At 47.3% G+C, this 13237-nt stretch carries 15 protein-coding genes; 7 read left to right on the top strand and 8 right to left on the bottom strand.

Going from position 1 to position 13237, the window contains the following annotated elements; all coding sequences use genetic code 11:
• The first annotated feature begins 113 nt into the window (after positions 1–113).
• From ACMUEV_RS18250 to ACMUEV_RS18240, 3 genes are all read left to right on the top strand, one after another.
• Entirely contained in the window at positions 114–1133 is a 1020-nt protein-coding gene (locus ACMUEV_RS18250) for an ATP-binding cassette domain-containing protein (protein ID WP_190652205.1), read from the top strand.
• A gap of 6 nt (positions 1134–1139) precedes the next feature.
• Positions 1140–2015: an ABC transporter permease gene (locus ACMUEV_RS18245; RefSeq protein WP_190652206.1), complete on the top strand. Its 876-nt coding sequence runs from the start codon at positions 1140–1142 to the stop codon at positions 2013–2015.
• A 383-nt stretch (positions 2016–2398) separates the two neighbouring features.
• Positions 2399–3046 carry a Uma2 family endonuclease gene (locus ACMUEV_RS18240; RefSeq protein ID WP_190652207.1) on the top strand — a complete coding sequence of 216 codons (648 nt, stop codon included), beginning with the start codon at positions 2399–2401 and terminating at the stop codon, positions 3044–3046.
• A gap of 94 nt (positions 3047–3140) precedes the next feature.
• On the opposite strand, the gene ACMUEV_RS18235 is transcribed toward ACMUEV_RS18240, so the two are convergent.
• Positions 3141–4196 (bottom strand): EAL domain-containing protein, encoded by a 1056-nt coding sequence (locus ACMUEV_RS18235; protein ID WP_190652208.1) that lies wholly within the window; start codon positions 4194–4196, stop codon positions 3141–3143.
• A gap of 259 nt (positions 4197–4455) precedes the next feature.
• On the opposite strand from ACMUEV_RS18235, the gene trpD reads away from it, so the two are divergent.
• Both trpD and ACMUEV_RS18225 read left to right on the top strand, forming a co-directional pair.
• Positions 4456–5493, top strand: a complete 1038-nt coding sequence (gene trpD / locus ACMUEV_RS18230; protein ID WP_190652209.1) for an anthranilate phosphoribosyltransferase — start codon at positions 4456–4458, stop codon at positions 5491–5493.
• 2 nt (positions 5494–5495) lie between these two features.
• Positions 5496–6695: a glutathione S-transferase family protein gene (locus ACMUEV_RS18225; RefSeq protein WP_190652210.1), complete on the top strand. Its 1200-nt coding sequence runs from the start codon at positions 5496–5498 to the stop codon at positions 6693–6695.
• Between the two features lie 23 nt (positions 6696–6718).
• Here ACMUEV_RS18225 and ACMUEV_RS18220 read toward each other — a convergent pair whose 3' ends face one another.
• From ACMUEV_RS18220 to ACMUEV_RS18205, 4 genes are all read right to left on the bottom strand, one after another.
• Positions 6719–6880 (bottom strand): DUF5615 family PIN-like protein, encoded by a 162-nt coding sequence (locus ACMUEV_RS18220; protein WP_277880411.1) that lies wholly within the window; start codon positions 6878–6880, stop codon positions 6719–6721.
• Positions 6881–6912: 32 nt separating this feature from the next.
• The gene (locus ACMUEV_RS18215) at positions 6913–7056 is read right to left on the bottom strand and encodes a DUF5615 family PIN-like protein (RefSeq protein WP_415354617.1); all 144 of its coding nucleotides are present in this window, start codon (positions 7054–7056) and stop codon (positions 6913–6915) included.
• The gene (locus ACMUEV_RS18210; RefSeq protein WP_190652211.1) at positions 7053–7283 is read right to left on the bottom strand and encodes a DUF433 domain-containing protein; all 231 of its coding nucleotides are present in this window, start codon (positions 7281–7283) and stop codon (positions 7053–7055) included. The genes ACMUEV_RS18215 and ACMUEV_RS18210 overlap by 4 nt, the downstream gene beginning before the upstream one ends.
• Before the next feature lie 205 nt (positions 7284–7488).
• A complete protein-coding gene (locus ACMUEV_RS18205) occupies positions 7489–8283 on the bottom strand; it encodes a winged helix-turn-helix transcriptional regulator (RefSeq protein WP_199329602.1) in 795 nt (264 codons plus the stop codon).
• Between the two features lie 81 nt (positions 8284–8364).
• On the opposite strand from ACMUEV_RS18205, the gene ACMUEV_RS18200 reads away from it, so the two are divergent.
• On the top strand, positions 8365–9516 hold the full coding sequence (locus ACMUEV_RS18200; protein ID WP_051077790.1) for an acyl-CoA dehydrogenase family protein: 1152 nt from the start codon (positions 8365–8367) through the stop codon (positions 9514–9516).
• Positions 9517–9727: 211 nt separating this feature from the next.
• The gene (locus ACMUEV_RS18195; RefSeq protein ID WP_415354616.1) at positions 9728–10627 is read left to right on the top strand and encodes a transposase; all 900 of its coding nucleotides are present in this window, start codon (positions 9728–9730) and stop codon (positions 10625–10627) included.
• Positions 10628–10796: 169 nt separating this feature from the next.
• On the opposite strand, the gene ACMUEV_RS18190 is transcribed toward ACMUEV_RS18195, so the two are convergent.
• From ACMUEV_RS18190 to ACMUEV_RS18180, 3 genes are all read right to left on the bottom strand, one after another.
• Positions 10797–11285 (bottom strand): AAC(3)-I family aminoglycoside N-acetyltransferase, encoded by a 489-nt coding sequence (locus ACMUEV_RS18190; protein WP_190652856.1) that lies wholly within the window; start codon positions 11283–11285, stop codon positions 10797–10799.
• A gap of 551 nt (positions 11286–11836) precedes the next feature.
• A complete protein-coding gene (locus ACMUEV_RS18185) occupies positions 11837–12583 on the bottom strand; it encodes an anti-sigma factor domain-containing protein (RefSeq protein ID WP_242044707.1) in 747 nt (248 codons plus the stop codon).
• A 19-nt stretch (positions 12584–12602) separates the two neighbouring features.
• Complete coding sequence (locus ACMUEV_RS18180; RefSeq protein WP_190652854.1) at positions 12603–13190, bottom strand: sigma-70 family RNA polymerase sigma factor; 588 nt, start codon at positions 13188–13190, stop codon at positions 12603–12605.
• Positions 13191–13237: the final 47 nt, after the last annotated feature.

Here is a 13237-nt window from a genome sequence, read left to right as displayed (position 1 = left end):
ATCAATGCTGCATTTTTCATAAATATCGCCAATTCATCAGAAATCAAGGCATACAGTTCTTAGAATAGGGAGGAGAAGTCTTCATGTTTTGATACAAATCTAGGAGCGGTGGTATGACTTCTGCGGTACGAATTGAGAAATTACAGAAGCGCTACGGCTCAGTTGAAGCCGTGAAAGAGGTTTCGCTAGAGATTCAATCTGGTGAGATTTTTGGTCTTTTAGGGCCAAATGGAGCCGGGAAAACAACGACGTTGCGGTGTTTGTGTACGTTGACGGAACCGGATGCGGGAAAAATCGAAGTGTCGGGAATTAGCGCGATCGACAATCCCCGGGCTGCGCGTCAAAAACTGGGCTACGTGGCGCAAGAAGTCGCGATCGATAAAGTTCTCACGGGTCGCGAACTGCTCGAACTGCAAGCCGCCCTTTACCATTTGCCAAAGCAATCGATTCAGGAACGAATTGCCGAGGTTCTCAATTTATTAGGACTCAACGAATGGGCGGATAAAAAGAGCGGCACTTATTCTGGAGGCTTGAAAAAACGGCTCGATCTAGCGGCGGGATTGCTTCATCAACCAGACGTACTGGTTCTGGATGAACCCACGGTTGGATTAGATATTGAAAGCCGAGTGGTCGTTTGGAATTTCCTGCGCCAGTTACGCGAGCAAGGCACGACCGTTTTAATTACGAGCCATTATTTAGAAGAGATTGATGCACTTGCCGATCGCGTAGCGATTATCGATCGCGGAGTGGTGATTGCATCGGGAACGCCTTCGGAGTTGAAAGATCAAGTGGGAGGCGATCGCATTACGCTACGCATTCGAGAGTTCTCTCCGATCGAGGAAGCAGAAAAGGCAAAGTCTTTATTAGAATCAATTCCGGTCGTTCAAGAAGTGATTATTAATGAGGCACAGGGGAATTCGTTAAATCTCGTTGTTGCGCCCAATAGTGATGCGCTGATGACGGTGCAGCAAGCGCTTCAGCAAGCGGGGTTACCGACCTTTGGCATTGCTCAGGCTCGTCCGAGTTTGGATGATGTCTATCTTGCAGCAACGGGTCGAACTTTAATGGATGCAGAACTTGCCGCCGCCGCAAGCCGAGATCCGAAAGCAGAACGTAAACAAAGCATGAGGTAGTCAATTATGAGCACAACGATTACTCCTTCAAAACCTGCGTCAGAGCAGCAAATCGCGATCACTCAACCGAATTTGTTGGGCGAGTTTCTCCAAGAAACATTGGCGATGACGCGCCGCTTGTTTATTCAACTGCAACGCCGCCCTTCTACTTTGGTTGCGGGTATTGTTCAACCGTTGATGTGGTTGATTTTGTTTGGAGCACTGTTTCAGAATGCGCCGCAAGGATTGTTTGGCAATCAGGTGAATTATGGACAGTTCCTCGGCGCGGGCGTGATTGTATTTACAGCATTTGGAGGAGCGCTGAATGCCGGACTTCCAGTGATGTTCGATCGAGAATTTGGATTTCTCAATCGGTTACTCGTCGCACCATTGGCTTCTCGGTTCTCGATTGTGATGGCTTCTGCAATTTTCATCACGACTTTGAGTTTGATTCAGACTGCGGCGATTATTGCGATGAGCGCATTTTTAGGCTCAGGATTGCCGAGTGCGCTCGGGCTTGCGTTAGTCGCTTTGATCGTGTTGCTGTTAGTTGTTGCAGTCACAGCATTGAGTTTAGGATTGGCGTTTGCGTTGCCGGGACATATTGAATTACTTGCGGTGATTTTTGTCACGAATTTACCGTTACTGTTTGCAAGTACTGCGTTAGTTCCGTTGTCGTTTATGCCGACTTGGTTGCAAGTTGTCGCAACTTTGAATCCATTGAGTTATGCGATCGAGCCAATTCGCTATCTCTATTTGCATCCAGACTGGAATCTCGGCAGTGTGATCATGCACGCTCCGTTTGGCAATGTGACTTTGGGTGGAGCCTTGCTGATTTTGGTTGGGCTTTGTGCGATCGCGCTGATCAGTGTTCAGCCATTGATGAAACGCCGCTTAGCTTAAGTGGGTATTTCTCAAAACAGATTCTTCGTTAGATTTAGGATTCGACTTCGCTCAGCTCTGGATATTACACCCCATCTCACACCAGGTTAGAAAATTAGAGAAAATCCCCGCGTATTTCGCTTTGTCTAAAATGCGCGGGGATTTTCGTTCCTTTCATAGATATCCAGAAAATAGTGCTTCTAGATGATCACGATCATCCCTCTTTAACTGTGCAAAAATTATGCCTACGAGCGCCTGTACTCTGACACTCATCAATCTGTACCAAAACTTCGGCATTCGGCTTAATTCCGGTAATCGCTTCTTTTCTCGCTGACTCAACCAAGCCACTCTGTTAACTGCTCCTTACAAATAGCATTTCTCACTCTAGAAAACGGGTTGACATCATGACGCTTACTATTCCAATCAAGGCGCTTCAACTTGCTCCTGGCAGCACCGTCAGCATTCATAACGTTTCATGGCAAGACTTTGAAACGCTTCTCGCTGAATTAGGTGAAAAGCGAAACACGCGCATCGCATACTATCAAGGCACACTAGAAATCACGTCTCCACTGGCCCGCCACGAACGTCCTCACCGAATTATTGCGCATATTCTGACTGCCATTCTTGAATTACAGGGGCGTGACTGGGAAGATTTTGGTTCCACAACCCTTAAACGTCCTGAAGTCGCTGGCATTGAGCCTGATACTTGTTTTTACATTCAAAATGCTCACCGAGTTCAAGGCTGTACTGACCTCGATCTAGACATTTATCCCCCGCCCGATCTTGCGATCGAATCCGATGTCATCTCACTGACAACAGTCAGCGCCTATCAAGCCATGAAAGTTCCTGAAATCTGGGTGTACCGTAACCAGGCTCTAAAAATTAGCGTCCTTGATGGTGATCACTACGTTGACGCTTCAAGCAGTTCAACCTTCCCCGATTTGCCTATCACAACTTTGATTCCTCAACTGGTACAAAGTGTGATCGATCAAGGGACGAGCCAAATGCTACGGAACCTTAGAACTCAATTCCGTCAATCTAATGAACCATGAGTAACTTCCACGTTCAAGATGGCTCTGCACCTTACTTCTCTAACTCGATGAGAAATCAAACTTAGAGAAAAGTCTCATCTCAGGAAAGCAAGTTTTAGCAGACAACTTTTTCAGGCGTTGCGCCGATCGGAGTTTGACCGGGCATACCCAAGCCGAAGCCTTGACCGAGGTTGACTCCAATCGATCGACAAAATTCGATGTCTTCTAGGGTTTCTAACCCTTCCGCCAAGACCGTAATTTCAAGCTCTTGGGCAGCTTGAACAAAGCTCTTGACCATGACTTGCTTCATTTCGTATCGGCTACAGCCGTGGACAATTCGACGATCGAGCTTAATCACATCTGGTCGCAACTCGGTACAGTAATGATCGAGCGCAACATTACTTCCTAAATCATCGAGTGCTAATCCGAACCCATTCGCCCGAATTTGGTGAATGACTTTATGCAGATTGGGATGATGGGTCAACGCTTCAACTTCTGTCAGTTCAAATACGATTTGCCCTGGATGCAGCCCTAAATCGAGAATCTGCTGAAAATTCTGTTCTAACGATTCGGGATTATGTGCGATCGCATTCGGTAAGACGTTAATAAAAAAGATGGGACGATCAGACTGATTCCATTCCGCTAGGGCTGTTAAGCAAATCGATCGTGCCAAATTATCAAATTCGCGCGTCAAATTCATCGACAGTGCTGCATCGATCAATTGCTGTCCATTGAACTGTTGCCCTTGAGCATTGCGCGCTCTGGCTAAACATTCATGTGCGACCACCCGACGCGAATCGAGATCAAAAATCGGCTGGTAATTAAAAAATAATTGTTGCTTTGCCAAAACTTGGAAAAACCAGGCGTGTTTGACCAGCTTTGTCATTTGTTGCAGCGGCTGGGCTTTCAGAAATTCATGTAGCAAATGTTGAGCATCTAACGGCGATCGCGTCAGAACATAGCGTGACATCGCTTGACCAATCTCAGAAACTCGCTGGCAAAGCCCAACAAAGAGCGCAGAGAGTTCAAATTCGCTGACTGCACGATAGAGCAGTTGCGGCAAAGCTGCAACTTTCTGAAACCCCAATTGATACAATGCTAAATGCGTTTCTCGATCTCCCGGCTGGACGACTAAATTCAGCGAGGGATTGAATTGATTCTGAATCTGCACAAACAAACACCCTTTCCTTTGCAAGCTGAATGCTAATAATGCAATGGAGATGACCTGATACCCTTCTCAGCACAAGTCGCGAAAAATTTGCTACTTGATTTGGCGGATAAATAATCCGCATCTCCACGGTATCAAGGATTGATCGAATCTTGCTCCATTTGCCCATTACTTCATGTAATTTCCACAATTTGGGTGAAAAATCCGCAAGAAATCCGATGCATGAGATTATTTTAAAGCGCTATTTCGCCCTATATTTTCTATGATTTCCCCGACAATAGAGACTAATCAATGGTCAGAACTGCTTCAGCAAATTCTCGATCGAGATTCTTTATCGATCGAACAAGCTTCAACCCTCATGCAGGGCTGGCTCAATGATCAGATTCCGCCCGTTCTATCGGGTGCGATTTTAGCTGCATTACAGTCGAAGGGGGTCTCAGCCGCAGAATTGGCGGGGATGGCAACGGTTTTGCAGTCTCAGGCACACGTGAGCGATCGCCTGGCTTTCCCTGTGATTGATACTTGCGGAACGGGGGGAGATGGGGCTTCAACGTTTAATATTTCGACGGCAGTTGCGTTTGTGGCGGCGGCAGCAGGGCTGCGTGTGGCAAAACATGGCAATCGATCGGCATCAAGTCGAGTCGGCTCGGCAGATGTTCTAGAAGCGTTAGGTGTCAATTTGGCAGCATCGCCGGATCAGATTCAAGCAGCAATTTCTGAAGTCGGTATTACGTTTCTTTTTGCTCCCGGTTGGCATCCTGCGCTGAAAGTGGTCGCTCCGATGCGACGAATGCTGAAAGTCCGAACGGTGTTCAACCTGCTAGGACCTTTAGTTAATCCGATGCAGCCGACAGGACAGGTCATTGGTGTGTTTAATGCGACGTTACTCGAACCGATCGCGGAAGCTTTGAAAATGTTAGGGAAAGAATCTGCGATCGTGCTTCACGGTCGAGAAAAACTCGACGAAGCAGGACTCGGAGACTTAACCGATATGGCAGTTCTTAATCAGGGACAGGTTGAACTTACGAGCATTGACCCGCAGGAATTTGGTTTACAGAAAGCTGCGATCGAGTCATTGCGCGGCGGAGATGTGGATGAGAACTCCGAAATTCTCAAATCAGTGCTACAAGGAAAAGGGACGCAAGCCCAACAAGAAGCTGTGGCATTAAATGCTGCATTGGCGTTGCGCGTCGGGCAAGCCGTGGATTCCTATCAGCAAGGCGTCGATCGCGCAAAAGACGTCATTGCTTCTGGTGCGGCTTGGGACAAACTGAATCAACTGGTGGAATTTCTAAAATAACTATGGCTGCTCTGAGTTGGGAAGAACTGGAAGCTCTGACAGATTTTCAGATCGATCGAGTCAATGGCAATACCAATGCTCAGTCTCGATTGCGTCTGTTTGGCAAGTCCGAATCAGATGTTAGAGTGACGCTATATCGCGATCATCATGCGTGGTGTCCCTATTGTCAGAAAGTCTGGCTCTGGCTCGAAGAGAAGCAAATCCCCTATCGAATCGAGAAAGTGACGATGTTTTGCTATGGGGAAAAGGAGAGTTGGTATAAGCGGAAAGTGCCTTCGGGTATGCTACCTGCGATCGAGCTAGACGGGCGGATCATTACTGAAAGCGATGATATTCTCATGGCGCTAGAGCGAGAATTCGGTGCCTTGGGTTGGAGTATGAATGATCCTAAGGTTGTTCCTCTGCGGCGTTTGGAGCGGTTGTTGTTTCGCGCCTGGTGTGCGTGGCTCTGTTATCCGGCGAATTCAGCCCGGGAAGACCAGCGCAATCGGGAGCAGTTTGTGCGGATTATGGCTCAAGTTGAAGCAGCATTGAGTCAAACGCCTGGGGCGTATTTCTTAGAAGACTTCGGCATTGTCGATGTGGTCTTCACACCTTATGTAGAGCGGATGAATGCCAGTCTTTATTACTACAAAGGCTATTCGATGCGAGAAGAGAATCCGCGCATGTCGGCTTGGTTTGATGCGATGGAAACTCGATCGACGTATCGCGGGACTCAAAGCGATTTCCATACGCATGCGCATGATCTACCGCCGCAAATGGGTGGGTGCTATGAGAATCAAGATCCTCAGACTCAGATCAATCAGTCCCGCGTCGATCGCGGAGCATGGGACGGTTTACCGGATGTGACTTACCCAGAGCCTGAAACGTCTCGTGCGGAGGCATTACATCGGGTGGTGAAGCATCATCAGAACATTATTCGCGTCAATCCGGCAGACGATCGCTTAATGGATGAAGCGCTGCGTTGTGCGTTGACCTTCATGATGACGGGTGAAATTTGTACGCCGCCTGCTGGGTCAGATGTGGCTTTGAGATATTTGCGCGATCGCATTAGTGTTCCGCGCGATATGTCGATTTATGCTGCAAAACGATTGAGAACTGCATTAGAAAAAACGGCGACATTAGTCGGCAATCAACAGGGTACGCCCATTCCTAGTAGACATCGACGCGATCAAGATCCAGCGAATTTTGTCAGCTTGTAACGTGCTGCTTTCTCAATGAAGCATTACGATAGAGCAAGCAGCGATAAGTTCTGATCTTCATAGAATGATTTGATTGCGTTAAAGTCTCGACGTAGTAACTGTTCAACTTGCGATGTTGAACAGTTGCCTAGACGAAGCCAAATCACTTTTGGGGGATTCCCAAATAATAAGCTCAGGTCATGCATGTCTGCATCTTTTGAGACAATCAATCATCAAATCATTGTCTTTTGCATAATCCCAAACAATCAGATCGATTGTTTGGGATTATGCCCACCTCTCGAACATGAAGCGAGTTTGGAAAAAGATCAATCAAACGATTCGGCAACTTGGGGGACAAGTTTTCATCAAAAAGTAACTTCATGCGGATAAGGGAGCGATCATAACTCGACGCTCACGATCGGCGGCATAAGCAATGCAAGCTTTTAAGTCTTCTCGCGTCAAATCTGGAAAGTCCTCGAGAATTTCTGCTTCGGTCATCTCGGAGGCTAGATACTCAAGTACTTCATAAACTGTAATTCTTAAGCCACGTACGCAGGGCTTTCCACCACGTTTATTGGGTTCAATTGTGATGAAGTCTCGGTAATTCATAGTTTTAGTCATTCATCATTATCGGCATTTTGGAATAATTTTGTAGCAAGCTTAAAAACCATTGAATGTCTTGCGTGTAATAGCTTTAATCTCTTGCCCCAGATAACCTTTGTCTTTCACCGATCACTCAGCATCGTTTTGTGACAGCAAAATTATTATAAAGGGATCGCTGATTCAGTCGAGCTAGAAAATAATCCTAACTTCGTTAAGAGCCAGAAATTTCATTGCATTCCGCAGCAATATGCTTGTTATTAGCCTGTATTAGCTGCATTGCAGAGTGATCAATTCCCATACCATAACGCCATTCACCGTTGAGATATAACCAAGCTGGTACCTGACGCACGAGATTGCGATCGCCCTCAAAACAGATTGTCTCTTGCTGAAGGGCAAGCTTCAGAGGCGTATATCCCATCCAGACATGGGTGAACACACTCAAATCAGCCGATATTAAGACATTGACTTCAAAGCCTGGATTTTTTTGACACACATCGACCTCTCCATTCTCGATCACCAGCCACCAACTGCGATGAGTTTTGCGCGTTTTGGTTAATCCTTGAAAGTCAAACTGTAGGACTAGCTTTTGCGAGGGTACAGCCTCAAGATTCACCCGTCGTCTCATTCCCCACATCAATAAGGCATCATCTAAATCTTCTGGGGCAATTTGTTCACTTCCCCATTGTTGTGCCCAAACACCCATTGCTTCAACAATCGGGCGTAGCGCTTCTCCGGCTGGCGTTAGCAGATACTCATACCCTTGCCCTGTTTCTTTTTCATGGCTCATGACAACACCCATCTTCTCAAGTTCTTTGAGTCGTTGAGATAAGAGGGCACGAGACATTAAGGGCACGCCTCGACTGATGTCATTAAAGTAGCGATTGCCATACAGCATTTCTCGCAGCACAAGGAGCGCCCAGCGATCGCCAACGACTTCCGCTGCCTTTGCTACCGGACAGAATTGCCCATACCCCTTTCTCATAATGCTTTGGGAGAGAATTGCCATCAGGTTCAGATATTGAACTTGTAGCACTTTATTCGCTCAATCAGAATGGGAGCATCACAAGACTTAAAGGAGCCATGATTTATGCCGGAACTACAAACTATATCGATGGTGCAGCAGCAAGTTGTGGATTGGGCATCCCTAGCAGAATCTTTAGGCAAACAGTTTGCAGCACGAGAGACTGAAGCAGATGAAGCAGACTTATTTGTTGCTGATAATATTGCCAGATTGAAATCAGTTGGGCTGACTGCTGCGGGCGTTCCAAGTGAACTGGGTGGAGGGGGTGCTAGTTATGCTGATCTCTGTACTGTACTGCGTATCTTAGGACGCTATTGCAGTTCAACTGCGCTTGCCTTTTCAATGCATACCCATCAGGTGATGATACCGACTTGGCGATGGCAACATCAAAATGCTCCAGTGGATGGATTGCTCAAACGAGTCGCGGCTGAGCAACTTGTGCTGCTGAGTAGTGGTGGTTCAGATTGGTTACAGAGTGCTGGTACGGCTGTCAAAGTAGAGGGTGGATTTCTAATTAGCGCTCGTAAAGTATTTGCGAGTGGTGCGCCTGTGGCGAATTTATTAATGACGAGCGCGGTTTATCAAGACCCAGAACTAGGATCTACAGTCCTACATTTTGGCGTGCCGATGACTGCCCAAGGCGTTTCGATTGAACCGACTTGGCAAGCAATGGGGATGCGGGGAACGGGTTCCCATGATGTGGTGTTGTCTGATGTGTTTGTCCCGGATGCGGCAGTTGCTCTACGGCGGGAACAAGGAAAGTGGCATTTTATTTTTCATCTGATCTCGATGATCGCGATTCCATTGATTTACTCCGTTTATGTTGGGGTTGCAGAAGCGGCGCGCGATCGCGCAGTTCAACTCGCAATGAAACGTCATACCGATGAACATTGCTGCTATATGGTGGGAGGTTTAGACAATGAATTGATGGCGGCAAAGTTAGCGCTTCAGCATATGATTTCTACTGCTGTCGTCAGTCAACCTAGCTTTGAAACTACAAATCAGATCATGACGGGACGGACACTGGTTGCGAAAGCCGTTCTCAATGTCGCTGATCTAGCAATGGAAGCTGCGGGGGGAAGTGCGTTCTATCGCAAACTGGGGCTAGAAAAATTGTTCCGTGATGTGCAGGGAGCGCGCTATCATCCTTTGCGGGAAGAGGCTCAGCGCAAGCTGTCGGGACAACTGGCACTCGGGTGGGATACGTCTTCTTTGTAGAGCAGTGTCTTTTGTGTAGAGCGATCTATTGTTTAGAGAGTAAAAAAGCGATCGCTCTTTCCCTGCCAACTTTCTAAGTGAGCGGCGGCGAGTAACTTTGGCAATTCAATATCTTTCAAATGCTCCCTGCATTTGGATCAATAGACGTATTCAAAAATTAAATTAGGCAGAAAAAAGATGGTAAAACGGAATTTTTACCGCTCACCATCCCATGAAAAATCTATTTCATTATATCCAGACTTCTCCGCATCGCAGTCGCTCCCTTTTGGGAATTGAATATGAGCAATTGTCCTCGTTAATCAGCTATCTGCAACAGTTAGAAGCGGAATCCATTGCCCAACAGGATGCTCGCAAGATTCGAGTCAATGCTGCTGGCGCAGGTCGTCCCACCATGTTGAGGACTGAAACCGAGATCCTGCTGTGCTTGTACTACTTGCGACACTATCCGACCTTTGAAATTTTAGGTTTAACGTTTGAGGTGAGTTCGAGTCAAGCTCATGCCGTGACGCACTATTGGGTGGAGTTTTTGCGTCAAGCGCTGCCTGCGAGTCTGTGTGAGGAATTTGAGGATTGCGAGGCAGCTTGGTCAGTGATCACCGAGATGCTGGTGGAGTGGGAGTTGATTGTCGATAGCACTGAGCAGGTGCGTCAACGTCCGGGTGACTCAGACCTCCAGAAGCAACACTACTCTGGCAAAAAGAAGCAGACGACCTATAAACAATCGGTGATTGGCTTGCCCGATGGCAGCGATATTGTTGATGCCATCGTTGCTCATCCCGGTCCGAGTGCGGATGTCACCTTATTTCGGCAACAACAATCGCGGTTTCGCACCCAGCAGACCTTTGCGGGGGATAAAGCGTATCAAGGGGCAGACCGTACTCGCACCCCGCACAAGAAGCCCAAAGGACGTGAACTCAGTGAAGCTCAAACCGAAGCCAATCGCATTTTTGCAGGCGAACGGATTGTGATTGAACATCTGATGCGTCATCTGAAAATCTTCCGCGCTGCCAAAGAGGTGATGCGGTTGAGAAAAGACCATTATGCAGAGGTAATCCTAGCCATTTGTGGATTAGTGCCACTGCGATTAGGGGCGATTGAACTGCCTGTTTAAACAAGTAGGAAAAACTGGAGGTGATGCCAATGTAAGTCTTCAATCTTGAGAGTTCATTTCTAATAGAAACTGCCGCAAACCCGCAGGATTGCGTTCAGTAACTATCCTGGTAAGATCGCCCTCAAATTCAGGAGCAGTAACGCTTGTAAATTTCTGGAAAGGTCTAATGTTATGCGTCGTCATCGTTGTCCACAACAGCAATATCGAAATGAAGGACATCTTCGCGTGTTCCAAGCTTGGTATAAAGTGCGATCGCAGGATCATCCACAAGGTCTGCCTGCACGAAAATAACATAAGCTGATCGCGCGACAGCAATCTTCTTCAGTTCCTGAATTAGTGCGGTGGCAATGCCTTCGCGTCGATGCGCTGCTGCAACAGCGAGATCGTAAATATAAATTTCACTACGCTCCTGCTCAAACTTCTGAAGTTCATAAGCAGCAAGACCTCCAACGACTGAACCATTCTTTAACGCTGCAAGCGCGATGAAATAATCGCTGCTGAGCAACCGCTTGAGATAGGTATGACTTGGGCGAAATGAGTTATAGGTATCAACTTCGTCGAAAGCCTCACCGAAGGTAGCTAATAAGTCTTCCATCAGTGTCAAGTCGTTGGAGGTAAGCTGACGAATGCTAATTGGCTCAGAAGATGGCGTTTTCATATCTATTGATTGGGGCAACGCAGAAAAATGATCGGTGAAAATGTATAATGCCTCGCTTTACTTGCTGCAAGGAGCTTTCGGACTTCAATAATCTCGGTTCTAAACGGCCGGGTGTGGGTTGTTGGACATAGCTACTATATCCTTCTCAAACCTTTATCTTTCTTAAACCTATCTTATTAGCGCCAATTGTCTAATACAAAAACGTCTACTCGATTGTAACCAGGCTCGTTTGGTCTCTGCATAACGACATCTACAGGTTCATTGTAGAAAACGTTGAGCAAGCATCCTGGTATAGGCTGTCTCATGACTCGTATTCACTCCAGCAACTAGATGCAGCAGTTTTTGTACGGTCGGTGTGCAGAGGGAGTTATGGGTAGACAAGAGCAGTACCGGAATGATCAATTCCCACACCATATCGCCATTCACCCTTGAGATATAACCAAGTTGGCACCTGACGCACGCGATCGCCCTCAAAACATTGCCATAAATCACACGATGAGGGGAGCAAAACGATGCGTTGGCAGAAACGCTACATTGTGAAATTAGCCTCCTCACAGATTTGCGATCAGAATGGGCGCACCCGTATGTTTTTGAGGAGCATCGCTATCTTCAATTGTGACTGCAACTTTCGTCACCAGTTTTTTAGAACGGTAGGCTTTGGGAACTGAGAGCGTTTGGGAAAATTCGCTGCGATCATTAACCTGGAAAGCTTCTGTCAAGATTGCCTGTTTCTGGTCTGTAGTGAAGGGGGCATCTGGTTTCAAAACAGTCCATAACGCATAAACTTTGCCCGGGGGTAGAGGCGGTAAGTTCTTGACGACAAGCGTTGCTTCTAGTGTGTTTGGATTGACCACCATTGTTGCAGAACCCTGGTTACCACTCGTTGCATCTAGAATATAAGTCAGTGCCGCATAGCGCTGTGTTTCAGTTTGGCTAGTTTGTAGAGCTTGCCGCAACCCGTAATTGTTAATTCCTAACGCAACAATCAGGACTGCTGCCGCAACCTCCATTCCACTTCGCCAAGAAAGAGATCGACCCGGTCTGGAGACAGTCCGTATGCTGGTTTTAGAATTAGCTATCTGGGCATTCTCTAAAATCATTGAACGTAGAGGAATTGGAGGTGCTACTTCGGGTGAGATGTGAGACGCTTCCAGGGCATTTTGCATTTGGATAATTTCTTCTGCGATCGCTGGCTCTCGCTCCAATAAACGCTCAAATTCTGCTGCCTCCTCTGGGCTGAGGTCACTTAGGACATAACCTGCAATGAGTAGCTGTAACTCTTCTGAAGGCATCGACATCGCCATCCCCATCAACTCTTTAGTTTAAACTTGTCAGCGCTTTGCGTAATTTGAGCAGTCCTGTTCTCGCTCTCCCTTTTACCGTACCCAGTGGAATCTCCAGTTGTTTAGCAATTTCTGATTGGCTAAGCCCATCATAGTAAGCCATTTTCAAAATTTGCTGTTGATCGTCTGACAACTGAGCTAAGGCGTTACGGACTTCCTGGGATTGCTCGTGTTGAAAGGCACGCTCAAGCGGAACATTCGGGGCGCTCTCAGCCTGTCTACCCAGTTTCCAACGATCGAGCGTTTGACGCGCACTGTTGCGCGATCTCAATCGATCCCGTGCCCGCGATCGCGTCAAAATTGCCAGAAAAGTACGGAGAGATCCGCGCTTTGGGTCGTAGGTTGTCCCTTTTGCCAGTGTCAGAAAGATATCTTGGGTTAAGTCTTCAGCCTCTTGAGCATTGCTAAGGGTACTGAGTGCGATTCCGTAGACTAACCCGGCGTGGCGATCATAGATCCCACCGAGCGCAACAGTCTGACCATTGCTCAATGCCAGAATTAATTCTGCATCTGTCTGGTTCGACTCGGGGGAGGCTTGGTTAGCAGACGGCTCAGACGGCATACACAAAACAATTTGTTTTTGGGGACGAGGGCATAGAGTCGGAAGTT

Origin of the sequence: Leptolyngbya sp. FACHB-1624 (assembly GCF_047649235.1) — a bacterium.
GTDB lineage: Bacteria > Cyanobacteriota > Cyanobacteriia > Leptolyngbyales > Leptolyngbyaceae > Leptolyngbya > Leptolyngbya boryana.
The sequence above is the reverse complement of the archived record's forward strand: the minus strand, read 5'-3'. Positions and strand labels throughout refer to the sequence as shown.

What these genes read in the sequence shown, in the direction of transcription:
- ACMUEV_RS18240 (WP_190652207.1), top strand. Translation starts at nt 2,399, where the DNA reads ATGACGCTTACTATTCCAATCAAGGCGCTTCAACTTGCTCCTGGCAGC.
- ACMUEV_RS18195 (WP_415354616.1), top strand. Translation starts at nt 9,728, where the DNA reads ATGAAAAATCTATTTCATTATATCCAGACTTCTCCGCATCGCAGTCGC.
- trpD (WP_190652209.1), top strand. Translation starts at nt 4,456, where the DNA reads ATGATTTCCCCGACAATAGAGACTAATCAATGGTCAGAACTGCTTCAG.
- ACMUEV_RS18180 (WP_190652854.1), bottom strand. Translation starts at nt 13,190, where the DNA reads ATGCCGTCTGAGCCGTCTGCTAACCAAGCCTCCCCCGAGTCGAACCAG.
- ACMUEV_RS18210 (WP_190652211.1), bottom strand. Translation starts at nt 7,283, where the DNA reads ATGAATTACCGAGACTTCATCACAATTGAACCCAATAAACGTGGTGGA.
- ACMUEV_RS18250 (WP_190652205.1), top strand. Translation starts at nt 114, where the DNA reads ATGACTTCTGCGGTACGAATTGAGAAATTACAGAAGCGCTACGGCTCA.
- ACMUEV_RS18190 (WP_190652856.1), bottom strand. Translation starts at nt 11,285, where the DNA reads ATGAAAACGCCATCTTCTGAGCCAATTAGCATTCGTCAGCTTACCTCC.
- ACMUEV_RS18200 (WP_051077790.1), top strand. Translation starts at nt 8,365, where the DNA reads ATGCCGGAACTACAAACTATATCGATGGTGCAGCAGCAAGTTGTGGAT.
- ACMUEV_RS18225 (WP_190652210.1), top strand. Translation starts at nt 5,496, where the DNA reads ATGGCTGCTCTGAGTTGGGAAGAACTGGAAGCTCTGACAGATTTTCAG.
- ACMUEV_RS18205 (WP_199329602.1), bottom strand. Translation starts at nt 8,283, where the DNA reads ATGGCAATTCTCTCCCAAAGCATTATGAGAAAGGGGTATGGGCAATTC.
- ACMUEV_RS18245 (WP_190652206.1), top strand. Translation starts at nt 1,140, where the DNA reads ATGAGCACAACGATTACTCCTTCAAAACCTGCGTCAGAGCAGCAAATC.
- ACMUEV_RS18215 (WP_415354617.1), bottom strand. Translation starts at nt 7,056, where the DNA reads ATGAAGTTACTTTTTGATGAAAACTTGTCCCCCAAGTTGCCGAATCGT.
- ACMUEV_RS18220 (WP_277880411.1), bottom strand. Translation starts at nt 6,880, where the DNA reads ATGCATGACCTGAGCTTATTATTTGGGAATCCCCCAAAAGTGATTTGG.
- ACMUEV_RS18185 (WP_242044707.1), bottom strand. Translation starts at nt 12,583, where the DNA reads ATGTCGATGCCTTCAGAAGAGTTACAGCTACTCATTGCAGGTTATGTC.